This is a genomic window from Alteromonas sp. AWQ4_252, from assembly GCF_056158205.1.
Window position 1 is genome coordinate 2,587,863 of the sequence record NZ_JBSWSV010000001.1, and the last position, 26,297, is coordinate 2,614,159.

Genomic DNA, 26,297 nt, shown 5'->3' on the forward strand with positions numbered 1-26,297 from the left:
ACTCGGGTAAACTGCATGTCAGTATCGCATTTCTTCAGCGCGATACTGTCAGGTTATCGAATATATTTTAACAATGAAGTGGGGTGTTTTTGTGTTGCCTATTCCACAAGATATTGCCATTGCGGGCTTAACGCTGGATGGTCTATTGACCGCTTTAGCTTTAAGAAGAGCCTATAAGTCAGCGAGCACCGCCATTCGTATAACCGGGTCGAACAAGACGCAGTCTCCAGCTCATGTGATTATTGCAGGTGGAGAGTTAAACCGTTTACTCAGCTATTATCAGATTGAAGAAGCGCAGTGGGTTCGCATTACCAAAGCTTCATTTATGTTGAGAAATCAGTATACAGGCTTCGGACCAAAGCCATTTAGTGTGGCAACAAGGTCCGACGTCGATATATTTCATCGTCCTCTATTGCAGGAAATTAGCCAGTTAAGAAGACAAGGCTATGATTTAGATTTTACGGTGGACAACTTTTTTTTGAGTAACGCTCTGGCTGAGCAAAATCTGTCACCTAAATCGCAAGACTTTCCGTTTGACACACACTATCAGTATCAGGTTGACTATGGCGCTTTAGTCGCATTGTTACTCGACGCCGCCAAAAGAAACAACATTATTGTTGTAGATGGCGTTATTCAATCTTTACAACGTAAACACAATGGCCAATTGGTTGCAATTGTAATCGATGAGCAGGTGATTGAGGGCGATTATTTCTTTGATTGCACTGGTGCACAACAACTGTTGATACGTCACATGCCTGAGTACGCAGTAGACGGCTTACCGCAAGTGCGAATTAATGACAGGAAGGTGTTGTGTCGCCTGGCGCATACTGCCCCCGTCAGTGAAACGCGAACCAAGGCACTGCGATGTGGTTTTGTGAAACAATGTTTTATTCAGGGTTGTACAGAATTTCAGTTCCATTTCAGTAGCCGTTTTACAAGTGAAGATCAGGCTGTCGCGTTACTCGATGAGTATATTGCATCATTGGGTTATCGCCATACCGCTGAACGCTATGTAGTAGCGAACCCGAATTATCTTGTTTCCAAGCCATGGATACAAAACTGTCTAGCTGTTGGGGAGACATGTGGTAACAATGATGAGAGCGAACCGTTTAGTGTTTCGCACACGTTGACAATGATTGAACAATTTACAATGAGTGTACAAAGTCAGGACGACTACGCGAAAGTCATCGATGATTACAATAACCGTCTAAAAAGTCGATTCGCGTACGTGCAAACATTCAACAACATGCTTCTGCTCTTAAACCGCCGTCGTGATACGCCTTACTGGCAAACACCACAGGACGCTAACGCATTGCCACCGGTGGGACGTAAACTATTTACTGAATGGGTCAATGGCGAAGATTTACAGATTGATCCTATTGCCGATATCATCGGCGAATCAGTTTGGTATGCGCTGTTTGCGGGCTTGGAACACTTCCCTGATAGCGAGCTGCGCCCTCACCCTAAGGCTCAGATCATACGCGATAATATTGACGATATGACGCGCAAACTTCAAGGCTGCTGTTTAAACTTTGTACCACATAACACTGCACTGATAAAAGGGGATACGCATGGCGAAAACGTTGCCGTTTAAAAAAATCGTCATTGTAGGTGGCGGTACTGCGGGCTGGATGAGTGCGTGTTATTTAGCAAAAAAATGGCGGGATCACCCCATCGACATTAGTATTGTGGAATCAGATGCCATTGGTACCATTGGGGTGGGTGAAGGAACTACTCCATCCATAAAAGGCTTTTTTGAAGAGATGGGTATCGATGCGCAAGAATGGATGCCTGCATGCAATGCCACCTTTAAAACCGGCATTCAATTTGTTAACTGGTCCAGCGATCCGGATTACAGTAGTTATTTTCATCCTTTTTATTCGCAGCTTGATGAATACTTTCAGCACGAGTTTTTCCAAAATATCCAGCTTAGGCACAAAGGGTTTGATGTGCATGCGCACCCTGATCAGTATCTCCTGGCGTGTGAGCTTGCCAAGCAGCACAAGGCGCCGGTGGCACCGAAACACTATCCATTCGATATGGCTTATGCCTATCATTTTGATGCTACTTTGCTGGCGCGTTTTCTAAAACAAAAAGCGCTGTCATGGAATGTGAAGCATCACGTTGCGACTATTACCCGGGTTGAACAAAGCGAAACCGGAGAGATTACCCATGTAATTTCAGACGATGGGCAGGTTTTTCACGGAGATTTTTTCATTGATTGCTCGGGATTTCGCTCACTGCTATTAGGTAAAGCGTTAAGCGTACCGTATCAAAGCTTCGCAGACAGTTTGTTAAATGATGCAGCGGTGACCGTGGTAACAGAACGTGAGGCATCAACACCGCCGATGACGATTTCCACGGCCTTATCCAGTGGCTGGGCGTGGAGAATACCTCTGACTAATCGCTACGGAAATGGCTATGTATACAGCAGTCAATACTTATCGGCTGAGGATGCGCAAGAAGAGTTCAGACAACATCTAGGGCTGTCAGAAGACACCCTTTTTAACCACCTCAAAATGCGGGTAGGCCATTATCAGAAAGGGTGGGAGAAGAATGTTCTCGCTGTGGGCTTGTCCCAAGGGTTTATTGAGCCTTTAGAGGCCACGGCATTGCATTTCACGAGCCAATCCATCATTGATTTTGTCAGTGCCATAGAGCATGGGAGTACCGATAACCCTTTCGAAAATGTAAACAAGTATAACGCTAAGCTTACAGATCGATTTAATTGTGTTCGCGACTATATCGAACTTCATTATTTAGCGAATAGCAGGCATGACTCGCCATACTGGAAGGCGGCCAGGAGTCATACTCCATCAGCCAGGCTTATGCGAATTTGGGATACGTGGCGATCAGGGAAGAGCGTACCGCGGGTGTTAGAAGAAGAAAAAGTCAGTTTACAACTCTTTGGCCACGAATCCTGGTTGTGTTTGTTGGCGGGTAAAGGGGTATTTGAAGAAGCATATCGCGAAGCATCCACATTGCCTGAGCCTATGCGGGTCGATATGCAGAAAATTAAACATTTCGTTGAAACGAGCGCAAAACATTACCCGCTACACGACGCAATTTTGTCAAAGCTTCGACTACAGGCCGACGCTATGCCACAACGTCTACCCTAGTAACCACATAACCATGACATGAATGTAACACTTTTGGTCATATGCGGCGTATTTCCATCTGAGAAGGTCAACTAGCATGTGGAGTGTATTACAACCCACTGAGTAATTTTACCCGGTATGATGAAGGGAAAAGTGATAATGAAAAGAGTGTTGTCGTTGTTTGCAATGATGTTGTTTTGCAGCACATTTGCTGTCAGTGCTGTGGGTGAACCCCGAGAGACGCTGGACTTCAATTTTAATTGGTATTTTCATTTAGGCAACGTAGAGGGTGCTTTTCTCATAGATGGGCTGACTTCTCAAGACTGGACGCCAGTTCGACTACCCCACGATTGGTCTGCAGATTTACCCTACACACAGGAGTCGGCGGCCTCTAGCACGGGCTTTAAATCGGGCGGCATTGGCTGGTATAAAAAGCAGTTTTCTCTGACTAAAGATGATCTTTCCAAAGCCATGTGGTTTGAATTTGATGGCGTTTACAACAATGCACAGATTTGGATAAATGGACATTTCGCCACCGGCAGACCGAATGGTTATATCAGCTTTGCGGTAGATTTAACGCCGTTTGCACGTGAAGGGAATAACGAGATCACCGTAAAAGTGGACAGAACCGCTTATAATGACGCTCGCTGGTACACGGGGTCAGGCATATACCGCGATGTGCGTTTGGTGAAAACGAATGCTAGCCATATCGCCCATTGGGGCGTGCAAATCCTTACACCAGAAGTAAGTCAGCACCGTGCCAAGGTATCTGTGAGTACAAAGCTCTCACTTGCTATAGCCGATACGGAAAATGTCTTTGTGGATGTCAGTATACTGAATGCAGACCGCAGGGAAGTCGCCACATCATCCTCGCCGGTATCTTCGGTAAAAGTGGGGAAGGTAGATACACAACTAATAGTTAATACACCATCTTTATGGCGTGTGGATACGCCTCACCTCTACACCGCTAACATCACGTTACGCGCTCAAAACAAAATACTGGATTCAACCAGCACCGTATTCGGTATTCGAAGCATAGCCTTTGACGCTGATAAAGGGTTTCTACTCAATGGTGAGCCAACTGAATTCAAAGGGGTAAATTTGCATCATGACGCTGGTGCGGTGGGAGTAGCAGTACCAAAAGCCATTTGGCGTTACCGTTTAGAGAAGTTGCAATCCGTTGGCGTGAATGCCATTCGACTAGCACATAACCCTCATTCCACCGATCTCATCGACCTGGCAGATGAAATGGGCTTCTTAGTGATTGCGGAAATGTTTGACGATTGGCTTCGTCCTAAAGATAAGAGTGTGGTGTTTCTTAGTGATAACGCAGGAGAAGGCGAGTCAGTAAATTCCTATTCGCGTCATTTTCCTCAGTGGGCAGAGCGAGATCTCACCGATTTGATCCGCAGAGACTTTAATCACCCTTCCATCATTATGTGGAGTATCGGTAACGAAATAGAATGGACTTATCCTTATTACGCGGCTTCACAGCAATGGGATGGTAACGATGAAGCATACTACGGTAAAAACTCACCGGTATATGAACCTGAACGCGTGAAAAAAGTCTTCGAAAAGAACAAAGGTGATGAAGAAGACACATTGGTCGTAACAGCGCATTTCCTTTCTAACATTGTTAAGCGGCTGGATTCATCAAGACCTGTCACAGCAGGTATGGTAACACCGTCAGTTAATTTCGTGAGTGGTTATACCGATGCCCTTGATGTCGTGGGTTTTAACTACAGAGCACAGGAATATGACGCTGCTCATTCCGTGTACCCCGACAAACCAATTTATGGCTCTGAGAACTGGGGAACTTGGCCAGAATGGAAAGCGGCAAAAGACCGCGATTTCATTCCGGGTATCTTCATTTGGACTGGTTTTGCTTACAAAGGCGAAGCGGGCCCTTGGCCACGCAAAGGTCTGGAAATTTCATTGTTTGATTACGCGGGCAATAAAACGCCACGGGGACACCAGTTCGAAAGCTTTTGGATTGACAAACCTAAGGTTTATTTAGCCACGATAGAGGCTGAGGCGTCCGAGTATCAATTAGATAGTTCGGGGAAATGGGTATATAAGGAAAGACCTCATGCTATTGAAAAAATGCAATGGCTTCGTGCGTGGGAATGGTACAACGTGGAAAACAACTGGAATTACGCGGCGAATCAAGAGGTCATTGTTCATGTGTATGCTAATACGGAAGAAAGTGAATTATTTTTAAACGGTCGCTCCCTTGGTAAACAAACCCTTAGTGATGAGAATAATCGAATTTTGTTATGGAAAGTGCCTTTCGAAGCTGGTGAGTTGAAGGTGGTCGGGTATAACGAAGGCACAGCTGTAACGGAGTACGCTTTGAGAACCCACGGAGAATTAGCCTCTATTGAATTAACTCCCACCAAAGAAAATTTGAATGCCGATAACTATGATGTTTCACACGTACATGTTCGTTTGGTGGATGCCAAGGGCAACACCGTGCAAAACCATGAAGGTGCGGTTAAATTTTCGCTGACAGGTCCGGCGAGACTACTGGCTGTGGATAATGGCTCAGAAAATAGTGTACAAGACGAGAAGGGAAATACCATTGTGCCTCACAATGGGCGAGCACTCGCTGTTATTCAGAGCACAGATACTACCGGGATTATTACCATGCAGGTTTCCACTAAAGGAGCAAAACCTGCAACGATGACAATTAACGCGACTCGCTGAGGCAAATCACCATCAACGTGAATAATGAATCGAATAAGTGGTTTAAAGCGTTGCCTGACCAGAGTCGGACAGACGAGGCATATCGAGTAAAATACGTCAGGGTGTGGAAACAGGCTAACCAGTAGTATCGGAAGTACTGTTAGTACTCAGACTTGTCTCTCCCTACCTAACTCAGACGGTTGGGAGAGCGAGTTGTTTAGCAACCTGTAGCGCCTTCGGGCAATGGCGCAAGGCCGATATTAGCAATTTCTAATTCCAGCTTACCCTGGGTACTGATAGCAATACCTGACAATTGACTGAAGTCAAATTCAGACGCAGGATTGAAGCACATTAGCGGAATGGGAAGATTAATCCACACGCCTTTATCAAGCTTTCTCAACGTTGTATTTATAGGGTATTGCGCTCCACACTTGTTTGAATTTTGACATTGTAGATTAATTTTAGTCAGCTCATTGGGGCACGGTGGACCTTAATATTCAGCACCAACGCCGCAACGTCTTTCACCGAGTCAATATTTACATTCGCGCGCCCAATAGTAAATGTGCTGTCGTAAAGCGCATTTCCACCCCATTCATTTTTTACTACTCTACCTTTCCAGGTCAGGTGTAACGCATCACCGGATTTGTTTATCTTGCCTGGTTTCACGGTAAGATTGCCGCGCATGGTAGACGCTCGTTGATCTCTAACCGGTATGTAATAATTCAAACCATTACCCAAGGACATGTGCCAGTCACCTACTGATTGCCCTTGGGTGAGATAGCTTGATACCGGATCTGTGCCAAAACTTAATGCAGGAGGAGTAAAACAGGCTGATGTGATTAATGTTGTTTGCAATGCTCTTTTTAACGATGTTTTCGCTATCATGCTATCACCTTCTTTGTTGTCGCACGCTATTGTTGTAAGTAGGATTGATGTGTTGCTAACCGGCTAATCTCTGACTGAATCGCCAATTTGACATTTGTGAAGAACGTCTTCGCATTGCTGGCAGTAACACGATGATCAGAGAATCTCGCATAATCACGTAAATAGCCTTGACCCACTAAAATCTGAAACCAACTTTCAAAAGGGAATAAACTGTTTTGCGGCAAGGTAATGTGTCCGGTCTTGCTAAATTCTGCTAAGTACTGTCTTAATGTGTTTGATATAGGCATATGTCTACAATATGTCCAAAACGGCGTATCTTCCCGCCGGTTCACATGATAATGAAGAGTGAGAAAGTCTTTTATACTCAGGGCTTCTTCATAAAATTGCTTATTGAACTGCTCAGCTTCTTTAACCATATCAGTGCCTAATAAAAAGCTATCTTTGAGTGTCATTGCGAATTTATGGATGAGATGAATACTCGTTGATTCCAGTGGTTCAAGAAAGCCTGCAGCCAACCCTACAGCAATACTATTGCGAAACCAGGGCGTTTTAAGACACCCTGTCTCAAAGCGCAGAACCTTTGGGTCTGTTATAAGTGTCTGGCCTTCTAAAGCGCGGGTGAACGTTTCAAGGGCTTGTTCGTCACTCGTAAAGCGTTTGGCGTAAACATAGCCGTTACCGTTACGATGACGCAAAGGAATTTCCCATCGCCATCCGGCAGGCATGGCAATAGAGCGAGTAAATGGCGCAGGTGAGGTGGTTCGTGTCGTTTGTGCAACGACCGCAGAGTCACAGGGCAACTCATCGTGCCATTTTTCAAACGGGCAGCCAAAATGGGTTTTATTGATAAGCCCAGCGGTTCCTGAACAGTCGATGAAGTAATCTGCGTTAATTTTCTGCTTGTCCGATAGCGTCAGGCTGCATATATCACCGTCTGGTTTGTTGTTGATGCGACTTACTTTGCCCTCCACGTGTCTTACCCTTCGCGAGCAGGCATAGTCTTTCAAAAAATCTGCTAATTTACCGGCATCAAATTGATAAGCATAGAACAACAGAGAAAGAGGGTAAAAGTGCGAAGGATTGGCCCCACATGGCACCGCAACCGGCGGATGGTATTTGCCTGCGTTTGCTGCAACAGCGCTGGGAATAAAGCTACCTAATTCACTTAACCCTAGGGTATGTGCTGATTTAAGCCAGGCTTGATGAAACGGCAGCGTATCAAATGATGTGCCAATATCGCCAAACGCGTGCATGTATTGGTTACCTAATTCAGCCCAATCTTCGAATTGGATGCCATATTTATAGGTACCATCCAAGTGTTTAAGAAACTCGCCTTCATTAATGTCTAAAAAAGCCAATAGTTTTACGATAGGGGGAATGGTCGCCTCGCCAACGCCCACACTGGGGATGGCCTGACTTTCTATGAGGTTGATATCAAACTTGTCTGCTGGTAAGCCTTTTGCCAGTATCGCGGCCGTTATCCAACCAGCTGTACCTCCGCCAAGGATAGCTATCGCTGTTTTATTCATAAGACAACCGCCTTCTTCATTATTATAGATGTGGAAGCGTGTTACCAACAAAGCCCCGAAGAACGGGGCTTGATTAGAATATATCGGCTTTATTCGACGTTTTCGTAAGAAAAGTTGTCAATATAGGCTTCTACATTCGGTTCGACGTGGAAGTTAAAGAAGAATGATCCGTCATTACGACTTTCACCAGGGTTATTAAATCGATGAGTAAAGCGCAGCACTTCCCCATTTGCCACTTGCTCATCGGTAGCGGTTAGTACCGTGTTTTGCCAGTTAATGACGCCAGGAGACTGGAAGTAAACCTGCATCCTTGTGCCCTGAACGAACCTTACATCAAAGCTCACTTCATGTGGTGTGCTGGTATCAATGCCGGCATGGGCAAACGCTTTGGTTGAAAATTGTGCCTTTACACCCTTATCACCAGTGGAGTTAACGTACAAGCTAGGTCCATCGATAGAGTTAGCGTCATCGCGGATTTCAATTACGCCAGTGTTAACTTGTCCTGCATCTGTTCTGGCGTAGATGAAGTCTGGCCCTAACGCTTCTGGTGAGCTAAATTCCCGTAAGCCAGCGGCCATCAGGTTTGTGCCAGCTACTATGGTTACCTCGGTATCGTAAGATATACTCGTGCCTTCTACCGTCGCAGTCACAACAACAATATTGTCTTCCTGCATATCAACCGCGTTATTATATTTAAGCGCAGTGACAAGTCCGTCTTCATCTACAGTTAGTTTCGTGGTGTCTGATGAGGACCACACTACCTCATTGGTAAATTCAACATCGTCTGTTACCGGGAGCAGTAGATAATCCAAATCTACTGGCGTATCTAATGGCACATTGACCATAGCAAGGGTGGTAGGAGTGCTGGCAGTATCGTCATCAATGATATCAATACCGGTTGGGTCAGTCAGTGGAACGACTTCACCCGTCACCTCTTCAGATACGCTACCAGCCTGATTTTCCACCAGAACAGTAAATGTTCCAAACTCTACACCAGTGATTAGCCCGTTGGCATCAACCGTTGCTATCTGTGGATTCATACTGGTGTATACAGGCACGTTGTAAGTCGTATTATCAGGCGCTAATGAAGCCAGAATTTGAGCTGTGTAGCCTTTGGCAACTTCAACATCGGAAGAACTGGATAATTCAACAGATTCAGCCTCTACTTCAGCACCATTGATGGTAACCGTTAATTCCACCTCGGGTTGTGTATCTGCGCCATTGTCTACTGAGTAAGTAAAGCGATAGATACCCTGAGAGTAAAGCTCTGGTGGCACTTCTAAAAGCGGTTCATCGTTACTGGGGTCGTCATCAGCGTTATTGCTTTGTTCGATTTCGTTGTTTTGTGCGTTCACCTCAGCAATTAATGCATTGCGTTGCTCAACAGTGTAAGGATGTACCAATACATCTTCAAAGGTTGTACCGTCTATGGTGAGATCATTTTGTACAGCAGTAACGGCGCGGTTGGGCAAGGGGGGGCCAACAAACAAGTTTTGCACCATGCCGTCAGGCCCAGGAACTTCATTGCCAAATTCGTCGATAACCTTCTCAAGGTAAGTTAATTTACGAATGAAAATAGGCGTATCTTCAGGGTTGGTGACACCGGCAGTGAGATCTAGGGTGACAGTTTCATTTTCGCTATATGTCACTGATGGAGTAGTGTTGTCAACCTGAGGTGCCTCCAGATTATCGCCAAAGGTTTTTTGTGTACCATCGCTTTCACCGCAGCCGGTAAGAGCCAATGACACTGCCAATCCTAAACTGCATTTTTTAAGTAAGTTTGTGTGCATCTTACTAGTTCTCCAATTTTTTCGGCGCCCGTTTTTTGTTGGTAACAGGCGCTGCAATACTATTTATGAAAGTTAGAAGTTCATTCTTGCGCTTACACGGAACTGTCGACCAGTTTTATATTCCGTGATGGTTCGCCCTTCATAAACATCACCTGTTAATGCGTTACCCTCGCTTAGAATAGTGACATTTCCTTCTGCATCTCTAAGGGTAATATCACGTGCCGTGAAATACGTGCGGGTAATGTCGTCTGTTAGGTTAAGCGCGTGGAACGTGAAGGTGAGATTTTCATTCCACTTGTAGCTGGCACTGAAATCCAGTCGAGTTGTGGAGTCCTGCCACGCATTACCATTCGTCACTTCTCCAACAAACTGGTCTGAATTAAACCGGTGCGTCAGGCGCAATTGATGGCCATATTTCTCCCAGAATACCGTGGTGTTGGCGCTGTGGCGCGGTGTATACGCTTGCGGGACAGCCTGCACAGCCCGTTGTAAAGTTTCATCGAAATCCGTGTCATTTTCTGAATCTGCAAAGGTATAGTTGAAATTCACACCTAAACCAGACCAAAAACCAGGCAAGAAGTCATAAGAGTGATTGTAAGAAACTTCTATACCCTGAGTTAATGCCCCTTTACCATTTCTCAATACACTTGCCTGGAAGTTGCGACATGCGACCGGTAAAACGTCAGCCAATTGCACTTGAACGACTCTGAATGGCAAGCAATCACTGTTGAGTGGTGTAACTTCATTTACTTGAGTAATACGACCGTCGTTAGGATTCACAACTTCGGTTTCAGTACCCGGATTAATAATAACCTCGTTAAGTGAAATGGATTCCAAACCGTAGTCTGTACGAATATCTTTGAGGAATACTTCAGCACTGACGCGCTCTTCAAAGTTCTTCATATCTTTTCTAAATAAAGCAAAAGAGACCAGGCCGGATTTGTTAAAGTACCATTCAAGCGACACATCGATGTTGTTGGACGTCAACGGCTGTAATTGCGGGTTGTTTGTGCGAATGCTACTGGAATCCACACCCCAGGGGTTTTCATTGGCGCTGAAACCCGGTGTTAACGAATCAAAGCGTGGGCGCGCCATGGTTTTAGATGCAGCAAAACGCGCGATAAGTTCATCGTTAACAGCATAGTTAATGTTGACACTAGGCAACCAAATGTCTGACCGGTTTTCACCGGTACCCGCAAAAGCACGATTGTTAATTTCACGCAAAGATGAGATCACGCCGGCGTCGAGTAACGCCTGCGCACTGGCTGCCTGTGTTGATGTATCGCGATGGTCGAGTAAGCCGTACCAGCTTCTGGCATTGTTGGTTACCGGGTCATTTTGAGGGAATTGACCGATGGCACTTATCACGTTGCCATTTTCGTCGTACTCCACAGCAAAACCTCTGTCGATAGAGTTGCCCGCGTCGTCGGTTACAATGCCTGAGAAGTTAGGGTCATAACAGGGGTAAATGCTGGGATCTGGATCCACTACTGAACCATTGACAAAAACGGCTTCGGGGCAAGGTGCCAGGGACGTATTGGCCAGTTGCTTTTCATAAATCATCGCCACCGGGTCGAAGGCAACGTTTTGGCTGTTAAAGGTAAAGGTAGAGTTGCCCACCGACGTATTGTCTGTACGAACAAACCGCACACCCACATTACCAGTGAGTTTAGAATCTAAATATTCAAAATTCAGTTTAGCATAGGCAGATATGTTGTCTTGGGTGATTTGCCTGTCGCCATTGTTATTGCTAACCAATTCTGAATTAGGAATTTGGAAACGTTCGGCAAATGCTTTTTTGGGGTCAAGAATAGCCCAACCGTTCAGGTAGTCAGTATTGTATTGGTCGGCGTTAGAGCCAAGAAGACCATCAAAAAAGTTGTTTACCGGTAACCCTGTTCCAGACGTAAAGTCGGCCACCGTAATGTCACCTTGACCTAGGCCGGAAATAATTTCACCTGTTTCTGGGTTTAAGACCACATCATTAGTATTTGCAAAGTCCTGATAATCGGTGAAGACTTCTTTGTCGCGGCTTGAGTATTTAGCACCAAACTCCACTTTGCTGACACCCGCGAAGTCTACTAACCAGTCAAAATCTAAGAAGACAGACTTGTTGGTATCGATTTGCTCCTCATTAAAACGGGAAAGACCGCCTAGGTGGTTCGCATTAAGGTCGTATGGGCTAAAGCCAGTGGGAGAGATATTAGATTGTGCACCGCCAGCGTTGGTCGGAACGTAAGATACTGGCTGATCACCCGTGACCAATACGCATTGACCGGTGCTACAGTCAAACCCAACAGGTTGAAGTACAGGGTTGCCGTTAGGATCAACGACGGGCACTTCGGCCAGATCCGGTAACGGAATACGGTTCCAGTTTTGTGTTCGTACCGATGCATTAGGCAAAGATTCAAAATCGGTTCTTGAATAACCGGCTGTGAACTCGGCAAGTAAATCTGGGGTGATTTCGTGCGTAATTTTTAACGTAGCAACTTTGTTTTCTGTCTCGTTTCCGGAAAGTTGACGAGAGAACCCTCCCGTGGCAAACCGGTTAATAGATTTTACCAACGTATTGCTATCTTCATCTAGCGTCCACCAGTCTTCCTGTGGATCGGTGAAAATTGGGCCAAGGTGTGTTTGACCTTCAGGAATGGGGCCACTGAACTCAGTGTTATAGAAGTTCGTTACTGAGGAACCCAAAACAGATAAATCGGGTGTCGTTACATTGATACCGTGGGAGTCTTGCTCAAAGGTTTGTTTCGAATAACTTAAATCGAGTTGAACATCGGTAACGTCTGTAGGTAAAAACTGGATACCCATTGTCATGGTGTCACGATCACGGGTATTCACAAAAGTATTAAATGAACGCCCGTTTGCGATGAGTGCATCTCGCTCTGCACCGATGATTTCACCATCCAGGTTTCTCGCTCCACCTTCTCTTATCCTGGCTACTTTATACGGCGACAACCAGTCGCCTCCCAATGAGTCCCGTCGGGTATCCTGTGTTTCTTTAGAAGCCGTAACAATAATACCGAGGGTATCGTCAAAGAACTTTTCAGATAAGGTCCCGCTTATCTTAAAGTTATTTTTTTCCGCGTATTCATTGTGGCGCCCCTGAATTTCAAGCGAGCGGCGATCTTCAGCAACACTTAATGGTTTGAACGTTCTCAGTATAACGTTTGCACCTAACGAACCTTCATCGTGATCTGCTGCCGCTGTTTTAATAACATTAATAGAGGAGAGAATATCTGATGAGAAAGTACTTAAATCGACACTTTCGTCAGAAACACTTTGATTCGAACCTGACCCATTTAATCCTGAGGTCAGCGCAACCCCATTGAGTGATATTTGGTTAAGGGCAGCACCGGCACCACGCACGGAGATGCGTGTACCTTCACCATCGGCTTCTTGAACAGTCACACCCGTGACTCGGGATAAAGCATCAGCAATGTTCTGATCAGTAGACTTCCCGATGTCCTCTGCAAAGATCGAATCTTGCACACCGTCTGACAGTTTTTTAGCGTTGATTGAACGAATCACGCTACCGCGATACCCAGATACTTCGATGACTTCTAATTCGTCCTTATCGTTTTTCTTCTTATCGTCTTCACTTGCCGCAGTTTCTTGTTCAGCTTCCTGTGCGAAGACTGTTGCAGAGTGCGATGCAAATAAAAGTGGCATCATCGCAACGACGAGTGGCTTTAATTTGAAATTTGCAGACATTTATACGTTCTCCTGTTTAATACCAGCTGTTTTTGGTCGCGCTGAGACGCTGTATAGCCCAATTTCAAACCAGTACGACTAAATGTTCAGTGTGCATTCTTTTTGATTATATATAAAATCACTTTTTTATATATTGATGAGTATATTGAGTTGTTTCTTTTATGTAAAGATATTTTACATATGAAATAACGTTTTTAAAATATACACGTCAATAATGGTGAATCGGGCAATCGACAACGTGAAGGGAGAGGATGTCGGGGGCAGATGTGACCTGAAGGCTTGTAAAGAAGCATAAGACAAATTATTTATAGTAGTCAGAGTGAAAATATCTTATTAATTTAAATGAAATTTTTTTTTGCAAAAAGTATTAATCAAAAAATTTTGCTTGGTAGGCGCATTGAGTCAACGTCGATGATATTTTGCTATACGGGTAGAGACGACAGTAAAAACAGCGATACGTGAAATAAAAATCATTGCTGATAGAGAGTTAAAACATCCAAAGCATAATGTAACACGAATACAACTTTCCCTTCATTGAAAGCCGGAATAGGTAAAGCCCGGTAAAGCGATAAAACACAATGTTAACATTTCTTGAACAAGATAAAATCAGCTGTTAGTGTATATATAAAGTCATGTGTTTATATGTGCACTATTAAGCGGAAGTATAAGATATGTTGAAAAATCGCGTAATACTAGGGTTGTTCACCCTTTGTCATCTGCCATTCTCTGTGATGGCAGATAACCCACTTGTAAATTATATGTTTACGGCAGACCCTACAGCCAGAGTATTTGAAAACAGATTATTCGTTTATCCTTCAACCGACGTAAAGTGTGATGAGGGCTTTGGCAACAATGGCTTTTGTATGCCGAGTTACAATGTTTTTTCTTCTCAAAATCTACATGATTGGGAGGATCATGGCACGGTGATAGATCAATCTGATGTCCCCTGGGGCGAAACAGATGGCTTTGGCATGTGGGCGCCAGATGCGATTGAAAAAGACGGTAAATACTACTTTTATTTTCCCGACATACCATTGGATAAAAGCGGTTTTCGGCGTATAGGTGTAGGTATAGCCGATAAACCACAAGGCCCATTTACTGTGCAAAATGATTATATTGCCGGTGTAAGTGGCATCGATCCCAATGCCTTTATTGATGACGATGGACAGGCTTATCTTTACTGGGGAGGCGGCGAAACGTTATATGTGGCGAAATTGAAGCCCAATATGGTGGAGTTAGCCAGTGAACCGGCAGCCATCATGGGGTTACCAGCAAAGTACAAAGAGGGGCCATTTATGTTTAAGCGTAATGGTCTCTACTACTTTACATTCCCTCATTCACCGAGCGGGTCAGAAGAGCTGGCCTATGCCATAGGTAATAGTCCTATGGGGCCATTCGAATATCAAGGTATGTTCATGCAGCGCTGGCGTGACGGTATTTGGACTAACCACCATTCTGTCGTTGAATACAACAACCAATGGTACGTTTTTTATCATCACCATCAGATTAGTCAGGACCAACATTTAAGATCAATGCGTGCCGACTATCTGTTTTTCGACAACGAAGGCAGAATACACCCTGTGACGCCCACTGAAAGGGGAATAGGGACACCATTAGCAACGGCCAGACTTCAAATAGACAGGTATAGCATGTTGTCCGACAAAGGCGTCGCCGTATCCAAAACCAGCGGCACATCACTACCTGCAAACTGGCAGGTCGATCACATTAAGCATGGGGGTTGGGTGAATTATGACAGAGTCGATTTTTCTGACGGTAAAACAGATACGGTCGTTGTTCAGGCATCTTCTCAGATGAAAGGCGGTACAGTAGAGGTTCGTCTTGGCGGACCGCAAGGAGATATCATTGCCAAAGTACCGATTAAAAATACTGGTGGATGGCAAAAATGGCAGGCGTTCGAGGCACCGCTTAGTCAGCGCTTAACCGGTGTGCATAATCTCTCATTTGTATTTACAGGCGATGCTGAAGAGTACTTATTTAATATCGACTGGGTGAGTTTCAAATAATGGTTTCAGCGATGCAATACAGTGCAAAAGGTTTAATTGTGATACCTATTTCCCAATCATGGGTGGGGAAGTCTTTCGCGACATTGCCTGCTATTTATTTAGTTTGGATTGTGTCGCTTCTTTCAGGATGCGCGGTTACCAATAATACGCTGGTGGAGAAAAAGAAACTGCAGTGGCATTTTCTGCTAGATGCTGAGTTATCTCAGTGGGATATTTGGATGGGGGTTCCACACAGCTCAACGCAAGGTCTGCCGGTGAATACGTTTAAGGCAGACAATCTTAATGTGCACGGAGACCCCAATACAGCCATGGGGCTTAATAGCGATATTAAACAGGTGTTTAGCGTAACTGAGGTAGAAGGTGAGCTGGTACTTCATATTACTGGGGAAATTTATGGTGGGCTCACCAGTAAAGCAGAATACGAAAACTATCACCTGAGTTTTCAGGTGAAGTGGGGTGATAAAAAATGGGAACCTCGGTTAACAGCCAAACGTGACAGTGGTTTACTTTTCCATTGTAGAGGTGAGCATGGCGCCTTTTGGCGCGTTTGGAAGGCGTGTCAGGAATTACAAATTCAAGAGAATGATTTTGGCGATTATATACCTTTAGCTGGCCCGAGCGGCACCATTCGGGGAACACGTCATGCTGGCCAGCTGTACTATGACCCAGAGAGTTCACAAAACCATGTTGTACACGGGTATAGTCATGCCAGTGCTGAACCTGATAAAGCACATGGAGAATGGAACACTGTGGAGTTGTTTGCCTTGCACGACGAGGCCATATTTGTTGTCAATGGGGAAGTAGTAATGGTGATAACAGAGTCTATGGATGCCAGCGGTAACCCGCTAACCTTGGGTCAATTACAAATTCAGAGTGAAGGGGCTGAAGTTTTTTATCGAGACGTGAAAATACGGGAGCTTAGTGCGTTCCCAACGTTGAATATGGCGGAGTGAACATACAGAATTTAAGCGTTGCAATAGCCATTTCACTGGTGTTGTCTGGCTGCAATCTTACACAAAAACAGGCTAATGACGATGTACCGAACTCATCATCTGATGCGCAACGTTATACCCAGGCAGATTACGACTATTTAGCTATCGGCAATCCAGAGACCATGAGTGCTGCCTCTAAGCGCGCCCTTGAAAGAAATTATCATAAAAATGCAGAATGGTTTGGCGAATTTCGGTATCAAGATGTGTTTGGTGATTTTGCTTTTGATAAGGCTGTGAGCCGGCGAGATCCCTCCAAAGTTATTCAGGTTAATGGTAAATATTATACATGGTATACCCACACCACCGGCGAAGCTGTAGGGTTTGGTACGGGTGATCCTGATGCAAAAGTATTCCCGTGGGACAAAGCAGAAATCTGGTACGCTTCGTCTTTAGATGGACATACTTGGAAAGAAGAGGGGATTGCTGTCTCGCCAGGGGAACGTGGCACCTATGACGATCGCTCAGTTTTCACACCCGAAATTTTGCAACGCAACGGGCGTTTTTATCTCGTCTATCAGGCCATAAAAGCGCCGTATTTAAATCGCACAAAAAACACTGTTGCCATGGCGTATGCGTCTTCTCCTGACGGGCCATGGACTAAACTCGACGCGCCGATCTTAAAGGCGTCTGAAACTGGTAAGTGGGCCGGTACGCAGGACAATCGCTTTGCGGTGGTAAGGCAGGGCGATTTTGATAGCCACAAAGTGCATGATCCCACACTGCTTTTCTATCGGGATAAATTTTATCTGTATTACAAAGGCGAGCGGATGGGGGGAGCGAAAAACCGCTGGTGGTCGTGAAATTCGCTGGGGGGTGGCTATTGCAGACAAACCCGAAGGACCTTACGTAAAGTCGTCTTACAATCCCATTACACACAGTGGCCATGAATTGTGTATATGGCAATACAAAGGTGGAATTGCGCTTGTTTCATCACACGATGGGCCGGAGAAACAAACTATTCAATATGCGCCAGATGGTATTAACTTTGAAATTATGGCTTATCTCCCTCAAGTACCAAGCGCTATGGGCTTAGTAGAATCCCTTGATAAAGATGCCCATCCAACCGCAGGTCTGCAATGGGGCCTTTATCACGAATATGTTATACCGCCGGGTAAAACCTGGATGTCGGGGTCTAACTATATTCGGCGGTTCACTTTCCGTTCTGATCATCAATCTGCTGAGTTTATTAATAAGAAAACTGATTAGAAACTGTCAGATTTTCAGCAGCCACACGTAGAGTGGCTGCTCATTTACAATCTAGGCGAGTAAGTTTTTCATTACCTTTCCATGCACGTCTGTAAGACGAAAGCGCCTGCCTTGATACTTATAGGTTAATTTTTCGTGCTCTACACCCATCAGGTGCATTAACGTTGCCTGAAAGTCATGTACATGAACCGGGTCTTTAATGATGTTGTAACCAAACTCATCCGTTTCACCGTAAATGCCAGGTTTCGTGCCCCCTCCTGCCATCCACATAGTGAAGCAGCCTGGATGATGATCTCGTCCGTAATTGGTTTCTGTTAACTTTCCCTGAGAGTAGTTTGTCCGCCCAAATTCCCCGCCCCAAACAACAAGAGTGTCGTCTAAAAGTCCACGTTGCTTTAGATCGGTTACCAGTGCCGCTGACGCCTGATCGGTTTTATCACACTGCGCTTTTATTCCACCAGGTAAATTGTCATGTTGATCCCAGCCCTGATGATAGAGCTGAATGAATTTTACATTGCGTTCAGCTAAACGCCTGGCGAGTAAACAGTTTGCGGCGTACGTACCAGGCTTGCGCGAGTCGGGGCCATACATGTCAAAAACCCAGTCTGGTTCGTCACTGAAGTTCGTTGCGTCGGGTACCGACTTTTGCATTCTTTCTGCCATGTCATATTGCGCAGCTCGTGAACGTATTTCACTGTCTTGCCACTGTTGATACTGAGCATCTTGCAATTGCTGAAACTTTTCCATAAGAGCAGAACGTGTTCGTACATCCAGACCCGGCGGGTTATTGAGGTACAGCACGGGATCTGCACCACCGCGAAATTGTACACCCTGATGGATAGAGGGTAGAAACCCATTGCCCCAAAGGCGGGAGTACAGGGGTTGTCCACCGGCATTAGTGGACACCATTACGATAAAAGGAGGCAGGTTAGGATTGTCTGAGCCTAGGGCATAACTCAGCCAGGCGCCGATACTGGGACGTCCTGCAATTGGAAAGCCAGTTTGTAGAAAGGTGATTGCCGGATCGTGATTAATGGCATCTGTGTGCATTGAACGAATAATGCATAAATCATCGACAATCTTAGCCGTGTGGGGCAGGAGCTCACTTACCCAAGCGCCAGATTCGCCGTATTGCTTGAAATTGTAAACCGAACGGGCAAGAGGCAGCGAGCTTTGCTGGGCGCTCATACCTGTAAGTACCTGATCACCCCGTACTTCCGCAGGAAGCTGTTGACCGTGACGTTTATCCAGCGTGGGTTTGTAATCGAAGGTTTCCAATTGTGAAGGACCACCGCTTTGAAACAAATATATGACTCTTTTGGCTTTTGCCGGTGTATGGGGCGAACCTAAAATGCCGTCCAACCCATTGTTGAGTGCTTGACCGCGAGCCATAAATGGCACGCCTCCTGCCAGTGCTCCGGCAGCTATGCTTTGCACTGAGCCTTTGAGAAAATTGCGTCTGTTTAACATAGTGCCTCTCCTAACGTTTAATGACGCTGGCGTCGTGATTAAAGAGCATATTTGTTACCGTTCCAAGGGATGCCAGTTGTACTTTATCGAGCGAATCGTCTGGTTTGGTTTCACCCACTGATAAAAACGCGGCCGCCTGGTCGGGAGACTGACTAAACCGTGCTTCAACTTCTTTATACATATCAAAGATCAGAGCCTGTTCCTGTTCGCTGGCCTCTCGACTCGTTAAGAGCCGATAAACGTGCTTCAGTTGCTCTCGGGTGTTTGGGATCGTAGCGATTACCTTTTCGGCAAGGACACGAGATGCCTCAACAATCTGAGGGTCGTTGAGTAGTGCCAAAGCCTGTAACGGTGTGCTCGTGCGTTGGCGTGTTCCTATACTGTGCGCCCTTGAGGGGGCATCAAAGGCGGTCATATTGGGTGGCGGTACGCTGCGTTTGTATATAGTGTACATAGAGCGGCGGTAAAGTTCGCTGCCACTGCCTTGTTTGTAATCCATGTTGTTCATGCGCCATATACCATCCGGTTGATAGGGATGTACACTCTCGCCACCGATGTCGTCTACCAGAAGGCCACTGGTGGCCAAGGCGTTATCACGGATCATTTCGGCAGATAACCTCGCTTTTGGTCCACGGGCGAGTAAAATATTTTCAGGGTCGGTCTCCATAAGTTCAGGCGTAGCCTTTGAAGATTGCTTGTAAGTGGCGGATGTCACCATAAGCTTTATAAGTTGTTTTACGTTCCAGCCCGATTCCACAAAGTTGACAGCCAGCCAGTCTAAGAGTGCAGGGTGTGAAGGCAGCTTGCCTTGACTGCCAAAATCTTCCGCAGTAGCCACCAATCCCTGGCCAAAAACTAATTGCCAGTAGCGATTTACCACAACCCGGGAAACGAGGGGGTTATTCGAGTCGGTTAGCCACGAAGCTAAACCCAGGCGATTTTTTGGCAAGCTTTCATCAAAAGGCATAATAGCTTCAGGGACGCCTGGAGAGACTGGCTCACCGTGTTCAGCGTAGCTACCGCGATTCAATACATAAGCTTGACGTGCTGTTGGCGATTCCTGCATAACCATGACTTCACGAACTTGCTCAGCAAGCCCATTATGTTTGGTTCGTAATGCGGTCAAACGGTTGGCATCTTGCTGAAACTCATTGTTAAACCGTTGATTGTAGAAAGCGAGCAATGCAGATTGATCAAATTCTGTCTGTGGTTTACCACCAAAGGCATTGGCTATTTCTACCCCAGTGAGGGCATCATGATAAACTCGTAAGTTATCAACTAAGGTATCCGGTGTACCTCTGCTTCGCCATCTGGCACCTACTTTCAATCCGATTTCTTTTAACACGCCGTCGCGGGTGTGTTTGAAATCTTTGTACAAATTATCTTTTTCTATCTCCATAGCAATAGGCTCACCATCGATAAAAAAGCGCACACCGTCAGCTTTTGACGATCCGTCGTACGTCAAGGTAACATTTTGCCAAATGTCTTTGGCAACGGGAGTGGTTGAGCGCAACGTGATAGCGTTATAAGGGTAAGTATGTGCCAGACGGACAAGCCAGTGATTGTCTTCTACTGAAACATCAAAACCTTTAAAGTTGTACAGAATACCCGCCTTGTTATAGTGAAATAACACCCCTTCTTCCAACGACACGGGCAGCTTAGTGTCTAAGCTAATAGTAAAAGGCTTTGCACGCTCAAAGTCATTTACATCAGGGAAGTAAAGTGGGTCATCGCCGTTTAGCTGAATTGCTTCACGATTTTCATCCTGAACGAGGCGCATGGCATCGCCGTCCTTCTTCTTAGGATCTGACCCAAAAATGACTTTGCCTGGTGCGTTCTCATCGATGCGATTGGCAATATGGGTGTTACTATCTGACGCACCTAGTGGAAAATAGGCGAACAGATCAGCATGCTCAGATGCTTCCTGTACTCTCAAATCATTCCGCAGCCATTGTTTAAAGGCTGCATTATCGATACCGAAACGGGCATCCATGTGCGCAGTAAGCTGTTCAATTTCGTTACTGAGCTTACCAAGATTTCGCTGTTCTTCTTTCGTGGGAAGCATCAGTGTAGGAACGGGAATGTCGTTGGGGTCATAGGAAATTTGTCCAGACTCTTCAACGTTGTTAAAAAACGCGGTAGTTGCGTAATATTCCTTAGCGGAAATGGGGTCGTATTTATGATCATGGCACTGTGCGCAGTGCATAGTAAGGCCGAGCAAACCTGTTCCCACTGTTTGAACGCGATCTTTAACATATTCCACACGGAACTCTTCATTGACAATACCGCCTTCACCGTTTTGTGCGTGGATGCGATTAAATGCCGTGGCCAAAATTTGCTCTTTGGATGCATTGGGCATCAGATCGCCGGCTATCTGCCATGTTACAAAATCATCGAATGGCATATTGTCATTGAAAGCGTTAATTACCCAGTCGCGGTAAGGTGACATATCTCGATAAAAATCGGTGCTGTAGCCATGAGTATCCGCATAGCGAGCCACATCTAACCACTCGGTGGCAAGACGTTCTCCGAAAGCAGGTGAGGCTACTAATCGGTCAACCACGCGTTCATAAGCGTTGACATCAGTATCTGCTAAAAAAGCATCTATTTCTTCGAGTGTTGGTGGTAACCCCGTCAGATCAAAAGTGACTCGGCGAATGAGGATTTCTTTCTTCGCTCGTTCAGAGGGGGAAAGTCCTCTTTGGTCAAGTGCTTCAAGAATAAAGTGATCAATGACATTGTCAGCCATATTCGCATTGGCTACAGCAGGCACAGGGGCTTTTTCAGGTTTGATAAAAGACCAATGTTTTTTGTATTCAGCACCTTGATCGATCCACTTTTTGATAATTGCTTTATCACGTGCACTCAGTGTTAGGTTCGACGACGGGGGCGGCATGACAGTATTTTCGTCATCGGACATGATGCGTGAATAAGTCTCACTTTCACTGGCATCACCAGCGACTATTGCATGTCGCCCCTCCGCGGTTTGATGTCCAGTGGCGCTGTCGAAGTTGGCTAAACTGAGCCCGGCTTTTGCGTTAGCCAAATCTGGTCCATGACACAGGTAACAAGTGTCTGACAAAATAGGTTTGACGTGATAATTGAAGTCCACTACCTCTGGCAGCGGCGATTCAAAGGTCTGTTCATTGGCTTGTTTGCTGCAACCTCCTAGCAGGAATGTCGCAGAGACACTGAAACCAAGAATTGCAGATAAAGAAGTCATGGTTTTCATCTTGTTACCTACACTCTTTCTAGCTTTATCGGGTACATTTGATTGGCATTCCACTGTCCTACATAGAGGTTTTCATCATCGTCTGCACAGACAGCGTGGCAATGATTAAACACTTCGAAATTCGTCTTCATAGGCTGAAGCTGACCGTCGATGTATTCGGGTTGTTGCCCCCCCGGATTAGATACCACCCGGTTATTCTTATCGAGAATTGTGATAAACCCAGAGTTGGGAGCCATCTTGCCATCTATATGAGACCAGCAAACTGGTGCATAAAAATGTTCACCTTTGAAAACGGGGCCGCCCACGTACGCGCCGGGAAGATGGATACTGCCGAGCAATTCGCCTGTAAAGCTGTACTGTTTGATTTGGTGCTCTCCTCGAGAGCTTACCAGTAAGTGCGGATTGTCACTGTCTCGCGTATCCACAGCAATGCCGTGGGTATTCACGAGATTGAGTTTTTTATTTTCATTGCTTGTACCGCCCCAATGGCGGATGTATCTGCCATGGCTATCGTAGTGAATGACAAAGTCAGATCCATAACCATCAGTAACGTACAAATCGCCGTTAGGCGCAATGGTAAGGTCGGTGGGTTGATAGCGCATGTCAGGGCTATAAATACCGGCAGTGACGGGGTGTCCGATGGTGTAGACTAACTTCCCATCCAGTGTGAGCTTGGCGATGAAACCGCTTTGACGATACCATTTCGTCGACCAGTCGTTATTTGGCCTATTCCTATCGAGTACCCAGCCGCAATCAACAATGTAGATAAAATCTTCACCGTTTTCGTTAGCAATTTTGACACTGTGCGCACCGGGGTATTGGGTACCCCACGCATCGAGCAATTTGCCATCTTTGTTGTAGATCACAAAATTGTTCACATCACTGTCGGTGACCATGATAATGCGGCCCTGACTGTCTATGGCCAAACCGTGGCTATTTTCCACTGGTACTTTATGAGGATCGAGTCTTCCCCAGTGATAATTAACTTTGTAACGAAAGTTTCCATGACCCACAACAGTGCCGTGTGGTGACCGCCCCGCTTTAGGAAGTTGTTTTTTTTCTGGTTCATGGGCTGTTACCGAACCACTCATACCGGCTAAAAGCAGTGCGCTACCCAGTGTCGCGCCACCCTGAAGAAATTGTCTTTTACCTTTGTCTACAGGGTGAGCCTGTTGAAACCCATTATCTTGGGCTTGTGTTTTTAAAGAGTGCATAATTACTCCGTTTGTTGACTGCGCTGTGGTGTTGTCATTGCGGAAGCATTCCGTGAAGACGAAGTGATGTAATAACGGCCTGCACTGCCAGTGCTATGAGTGCGATTAGCGTCGATCTGAACCTGGGTATCCGACAAGTACGCTTTTTTAAGCGCAGGAATCGTATCTAAAATGGGCAACACGCTATTGTCCACCGGAGTGGCGTAAAGATTTAAATAGGTTAATTGGGTGGCCTTAGCTAATGGCGCTAAGTCTGCTGATACCACCGTTGTGTTGTCTAGTCTTAGTTTTTGTAAATTGGGCAGGAGAGCTACTGTTGATATGACCTCGGCGTTAAGGGTTTTGTTAGCTAAATTGAGATAAACCACGTGGCTTTTGATCTCTTCAAGAAGGAGTAAAACATCTGAAGTTATGGTTTTATCTGAAAGAGACATGTCTAAGTCAAGATACGGTAAACTTTGAGATAGTCGCTTTACTACAAAGCCCGCTTGATTAAGTTGTTGAAATTGTTTATTCGAGATGGGCGAAATACTTGGCAATGCATTGCCCTCCAATCCGAGAAGTCGATTTAGCAAGGTTGCCTGGGCATCTTTATTGATGTAGTTGGCAACGTTACCCGACTGAGGTAGGCCTGCTCTGATCCACCATGCGAGGGTGGCAACTTCGTCGTCACTGAGCGGTTTTTTCCCTTCAGCAGGCATGAAGGCTTTGTCGTCATGATCAAGGGTAATACGTCTATACAGTTCACTTGCATCTGGGTCACCTGCAACGAGCGTATTACCACTTTTCCCTCCGGCCATAAGTGCATCGTAGGATGCGAGATTGAGGCCTCCTTTTTGTTTGCTATCGTTGTGGCAACTAGCACAGCGCTTTTTTAACACTGGGCCAATTACATCGTGGTAAACATCTGCATTGCCTAACTCTGTCGGTTTTTCGCGAGGCGTTTGATGTGGCTCAAAGCCCGCTAAAACTCGGATGGGGTCTGGGGCGTACTCCACAAGATAAGTTTCGCCGTGCGTCATGTTAGCTCCATAATGGCCGGTAGAGAAAAGTAATAAGAGAATGGTGCCGGAGAGGGAATACACGAAAATACTATGTATTTGTCGACGAAATATGACCCAACACATCCATGCGACAACCGCGACCGATATGCCTAAGGTGCGGTGAATAAAGATGGATTCGGCACTGTAGCCATCAGCTTGAGATAGCATCCATCCCAATATACATGCTCCCAAGGCACTAACAGCGCCCCAAAACCAAACGGTATTTAGGAGCGAACTTCTTGTCCGTCCGCGAAAGCGTGTAGCGACTTCGAGAAGCGCAGCGAGCATTAAAATGCCAATTGGCAAGTGCAATACCAATACGTGGAATCGCGCGATAAATTGAAATAAATCCATAGTGTGCTTGTAAGGTATTTCTGATGTTACCAATGTTATTAAATTGTAAATCTGGTAGCCATTGATAAACTTGACTTTGTTTTGTATAAAATTGATATTTCACTAGTAAAAATTATTCGAGTGCATATACTTAGAGAAGCAAATTTGTATTAATTGGTACAAAGCCGTGATAATTGAAGAGTTTGAAACAGGATCTGGTGGGTTCGTCTGGCAGAATCAGCAGCCCGATACCTTGTTAAGCCAAGTGCAATTTCACATTTATGCAGCTTTTGATATGCAAATTGGCGAGCAGTGGAAAGGCAATCAATTTGTTAACCATTACAATCGCATTTACTATGTCGAATCTGGAAGAGCAACGTTACAGTTTGCTGAACTTGAATTGATCATGGAGCCAGGTTATCTGTATTTAATTCCGCCTTACCAATTGTTGTCTCATAGTGCACAGACCACGCTTTCGTTTAAGTGGGTACACTTCCAAGCAAGTCTTGATTCGGGAGTGGATTTATTCATGATCTACGGGCAGCCAAAAAGGGTTCGTTGTGAGTCTCCGGAACAGATCTCAACGGTGTTTGATTCATTAATTCGCGCTATGCAGAGCAGAAAACCCAGTGCCATTTTTGAACGTCAAGGTCTCCTGTTGTTGCTAATGGCACCATTGAAATCCATTTTCGATGAAGGGCCCAAACGTCGCAATCAGTTACTGCATCCCGCACTACTTACCTCGCTCTCACTTATAAACAAAAATGTCACAAGTCCGCCAAGTTTGACCCAACTGGCCGCAGCAGCCAATATGTCTCCAGAGCATTTTTCCCGAAAATTTAAAGCTGCCTTTACCTTGTCGCCAAAACGCTACATGTTGCACAAGCGTATTGCTCTGGCTAAACAGCGGTTGCTATTGACTAATGATAGTGTGGAAAAGGTCGCGGAAGATTGCGGCTTCGCCGACATCTTCCATTTTTCTCGTACTTTTAAAAAGGAAGTAGGGGTAACGGCCAGTGCGTTTCGCAAAGAATACGATTTACGACAACTGGCCTCAGCCAAAGGTAAATAGTGAG

The 26,297-nt window shown here is 45.5% G+C and carries 17 protein-coding genes; 8 read left to right on the plus strand and 9 right to left on the minus strand.

The window, feature by feature from the left end; translation table 11 throughout:
- The first annotated feature begins 73 nt into the window (after positions 1–73).
- The 3 genes from ACXACM_RS11480 to ACXACM_RS11490 all read left to right on the plus strand — a co-directional run bounded on the left by ACXACM_RS11480 (position 74) and on the right by ACXACM_RS11490 (position 5,804).
- A complete protein-coding gene (locus ACXACM_RS11480) occupies positions 74–1,594 on the plus strand; it encodes a tryptophan 7-halogenase (RefSeq protein WP_474821841.1) in 1,521 nt (506 codons plus the stop codon).
- On the plus strand, positions 1,572–3,119 hold the full coding sequence (locus ACXACM_RS11485; protein ID WP_474821842.1) for a tryptophan halogenase family protein: 1,548 nt from the start codon (positions 1,572–1,574) through the stop codon (positions 3,117–3,119). Before ACXACM_RS11480 ends, ACXACM_RS11485 begins: the two co-directional genes overlap by 23 nt.
- Positions 3,120–3,257: 138 nt before the next feature.
- Positions 3,258–5,804: a glycoside hydrolase family 2 TIM barrel-domain containing protein gene (locus ACXACM_RS11490; RefSeq protein WP_474821844.1), complete on the plus strand. Its 2,547-nt coding sequence runs from the start codon at positions 3,258–3,260 to the stop codon at positions 5,802–5,804.
- A gap of 196 nt (positions 5,805–6,000) precedes the next feature.
- On the opposite strand, the gene ACXACM_RS11495 is transcribed toward ACXACM_RS11490, so the two are convergent.
- From ACXACM_RS11495 to ACXACM_RS11515, 5 genes are all read right to left on the minus strand, one after another.
- Positions 6,001–6,252 (minus strand): putative glycoside hydrolase, encoded by a 252-nt coding sequence (locus ACXACM_RS11495; protein ID WP_474824323.1) that lies wholly within the window; start codon positions 6,250–6,252, stop codon positions 6,001–6,003.
- On the minus strand, positions 6,249–6,668 hold the full coding sequence (locus tag ACXACM_RS11500; RefSeq protein WP_474821846.1) for a hypothetical protein: 420 nt from the start codon (positions 6,666–6,668) through the stop codon (positions 6,249–6,251). The genes ACXACM_RS11495 and ACXACM_RS11500 overlap by 4 nt, the downstream gene beginning before the upstream one ends.
- 26 nt (positions 6,669–6,694) lie before the next feature.
- Positions 6,695–8,197, minus strand: a complete 1,503-nt coding sequence (locus ACXACM_RS11505; protein WP_474821848.1) for a tryptophan halogenase family protein — start codon at positions 8,195–8,197, stop codon at positions 6,695–6,697.
- An 89-nt stretch (positions 8,198–8,286) separates the two neighbouring features.
- Positions 8,287–9,987 (minus strand): Ig-like domain-containing protein, encoded by a 1,701-nt coding sequence (locus tag ACXACM_RS11510; protein WP_474821849.1) that lies wholly within the window; start codon positions 9,985–9,987, stop codon positions 8,287–8,289.
- Between the two features lie 72 nt (positions 9,988–10,059).
- The gene (locus ACXACM_RS11515) at positions 10,060–13,707 is read right to left on the minus strand and encodes a TonB-dependent receptor (RefSeq protein WP_474821850.1); all 3,648 of its coding nucleotides are present in this window, start codon (positions 13,705–13,707) and stop codon (positions 10,060–10,062) included.
- A 671-nt stretch (positions 13,708–14,378) separates the two neighbouring features.
- On the opposite strand from ACXACM_RS11515, the gene ACXACM_RS11520 reads away from it, so the two are divergent.
- The 4 genes from ACXACM_RS11520 to ACXACM_RS11535 are packed head-to-tail and all read left to right on the plus strand — an operon-like array spanning position 14,379 to position 17,929.
- Complete coding sequence (locus tag ACXACM_RS11520) at positions 14,379–15,731, plus strand: family 43 glycosylhydrolase (protein WP_474821851.1); 1,353 nt, start codon at positions 14,379–14,381, stop codon at positions 15,729–15,731.
- Between the two features lie 38 nt (positions 15,732–15,769).
- The gene (locus tag ACXACM_RS11525) at positions 15,770–16,684 is read left to right on the plus strand and encodes a 3-keto-disaccharide hydrolase (RefSeq protein WP_474821852.1); all 915 of its coding nucleotides are present in this window, start codon (positions 15,770–15,772) and stop codon (positions 16,682–16,684) included.
- Entirely contained in the window at positions 16,681–17,523 is an 843-nt protein-coding gene (locus tag ACXACM_RS11530) for a family 43 glycosylhydrolase (protein WP_474821853.1), read from the plus strand. Before ACXACM_RS11525 ends, ACXACM_RS11530 begins: the two co-directional genes overlap by 4 nt.
- Positions 17,524–17,536: 13 nt before the next feature.
- Positions 17,537–17,929, plus strand: coding sequence for a hypothetical protein (locus ACXACM_RS11535; RefSeq protein ID WP_474821855.1), 393 nt, complete (start codon positions 17,537–17,539; stop codon positions 17,927–17,929).
- Positions 17,930–17,980: 51 nt separating this feature from the next.
- On the opposite strand, the gene ACXACM_RS11540 is transcribed toward ACXACM_RS11535, so the two are convergent.
- Genes ACXACM_RS11540 through ACXACM_RS11555 form a run of 4 tightly spaced genes read right to left on the minus strand, consistent with a single transcriptional unit; the run spans position 17,981 to position 25,242 of the window.
- A complete protein-coding gene (locus ACXACM_RS11540) occupies positions 17,981–19,399 on the minus strand; it encodes a DUF1501 domain-containing protein (RefSeq protein ID WP_474821857.1) in 1,419 nt (472 codons plus the stop codon).
- A gap of 10 nt (positions 19,400–19,409) precedes the next feature.
- Complete coding sequence (locus tag ACXACM_RS11545) at positions 19,410–22,631, minus strand: DUF1553 domain-containing protein (protein ID WP_474821858.1); 3,222 nt, start codon at positions 22,629–22,631, stop codon at positions 19,410–19,412.
- A gap of 8 nt (positions 22,632–22,639) precedes the next feature.
- Positions 22,640–23,845, minus strand: a complete 1,206-nt coding sequence (locus tag ACXACM_RS11550; protein WP_474821859.1) for an NHL repeat-containing protein — start codon at positions 23,843–23,845, stop codon at positions 22,640–22,642.
- Between the two features lie 2 nt (positions 23,846–23,847).
- The gene (locus ACXACM_RS11555; RefSeq protein ID WP_474821860.1) at positions 23,848–25,242 is read right to left on the minus strand and encodes a c-type cytochrome domain-containing protein; all 1,395 of its coding nucleotides are present in this window, start codon (positions 25,240–25,242) and stop codon (positions 23,848–23,850) included.
- Between the two features lie 166 nt (positions 25,243–25,408).
- Here ACXACM_RS11555 and ACXACM_RS11560 point away from each other — a divergent pair, with 166 nt between their 5' ends.
- A complete protein-coding gene (locus ACXACM_RS11560; protein ID WP_474821861.1) occupies positions 25,409–26,293 on the plus strand; it encodes a helix-turn-helix domain-containing protein in 885 nt (294 codons plus the stop codon).
- Positions 26,294–26,297: the final 4 nt, after the last annotated feature.

What these genes read in the sequence shown, in the direction of transcription:
- ACXACM_RS11485 (WP_474821842.1), top strand. Translation starts at nt 1,572, where the DNA reads ATGGCGAAAACGTTGCCGTTTAAAAAAATCGTCATTGTAGGTGGCGGT.
- ACXACM_RS11540 (WP_474821857.1), bottom strand. Translation starts at nt 19,399, where the DNA reads ATGTTAAACAGACGCAATTTTCTCAAAGGCTCAGTGCAAAGCATAGCT.
- ACXACM_RS11500 (WP_474821846.1), bottom strand. Translation starts at nt 6,668, where the DNA reads ATGATAGCGAAAACATCGTTAAAAAGAGCATTGCAAACAACATTAATC.
- ACXACM_RS11490 (WP_474821844.1), top strand. Translation starts at nt 3,258, where the DNA reads ATGAAAAGAGTGTTGTCGTTGTTTGCAATGATGTTGTTTTGCAGCACA.
- ACXACM_RS11505 (WP_474821848.1), bottom strand. Translation starts at nt 8,197, where the DNA reads ATGAATAAAACAGCGATAGCTATCCTTGGCGGAGGTACAGCTGGTTGG.
- ACXACM_RS11555 (WP_474821860.1), bottom strand. Translation starts at nt 25,242, where the DNA reads ATGGATTTATTTCAATTTATCGCGCGATTCCACGTATTGGTATTGCAC.
- ACXACM_RS11515 (WP_474821850.1), bottom strand. Translation starts at nt 13,707, where the DNA reads ATGTCTGCAAATTTCAAATTAAAGCCACTCGTCGTTGCGATGATGCCA.
- ACXACM_RS11510 (WP_474821849.1), bottom strand. Translation starts at nt 9,987, where the DNA reads ATGCACACAAACTTACTTAAAAAATGCAGTTTAGGATTGGCAGTGTCA.
- ACXACM_RS11550 (WP_474821859.1), bottom strand. Translation starts at nt 23,845, where the DNA reads ATGCACTCTTTAAAAACACAAGCCCAAGATAATGGGTTTCAACAGGCT.
- ACXACM_RS11520 (WP_474821851.1), top strand. Translation starts at nt 14,379, where the DNA reads ATGTTGAAAAATCGCGTAATACTAGGGTTGTTCACCCTTTGTCATCTG.
- ACXACM_RS11545 (WP_474821858.1), bottom strand. Translation starts at nt 22,631, where the DNA reads ATGAAAACCATGACTTCTTTATCTGCAATTCTTGGTTTCAGTGTCTCT.
- ACXACM_RS11480 (WP_474821841.1), top strand. Translation starts at nt 74, where the DNA reads ATGAAGTGGGGTGTTTTTGTGTTGCCTATTCCACAAGATATTGCCATT.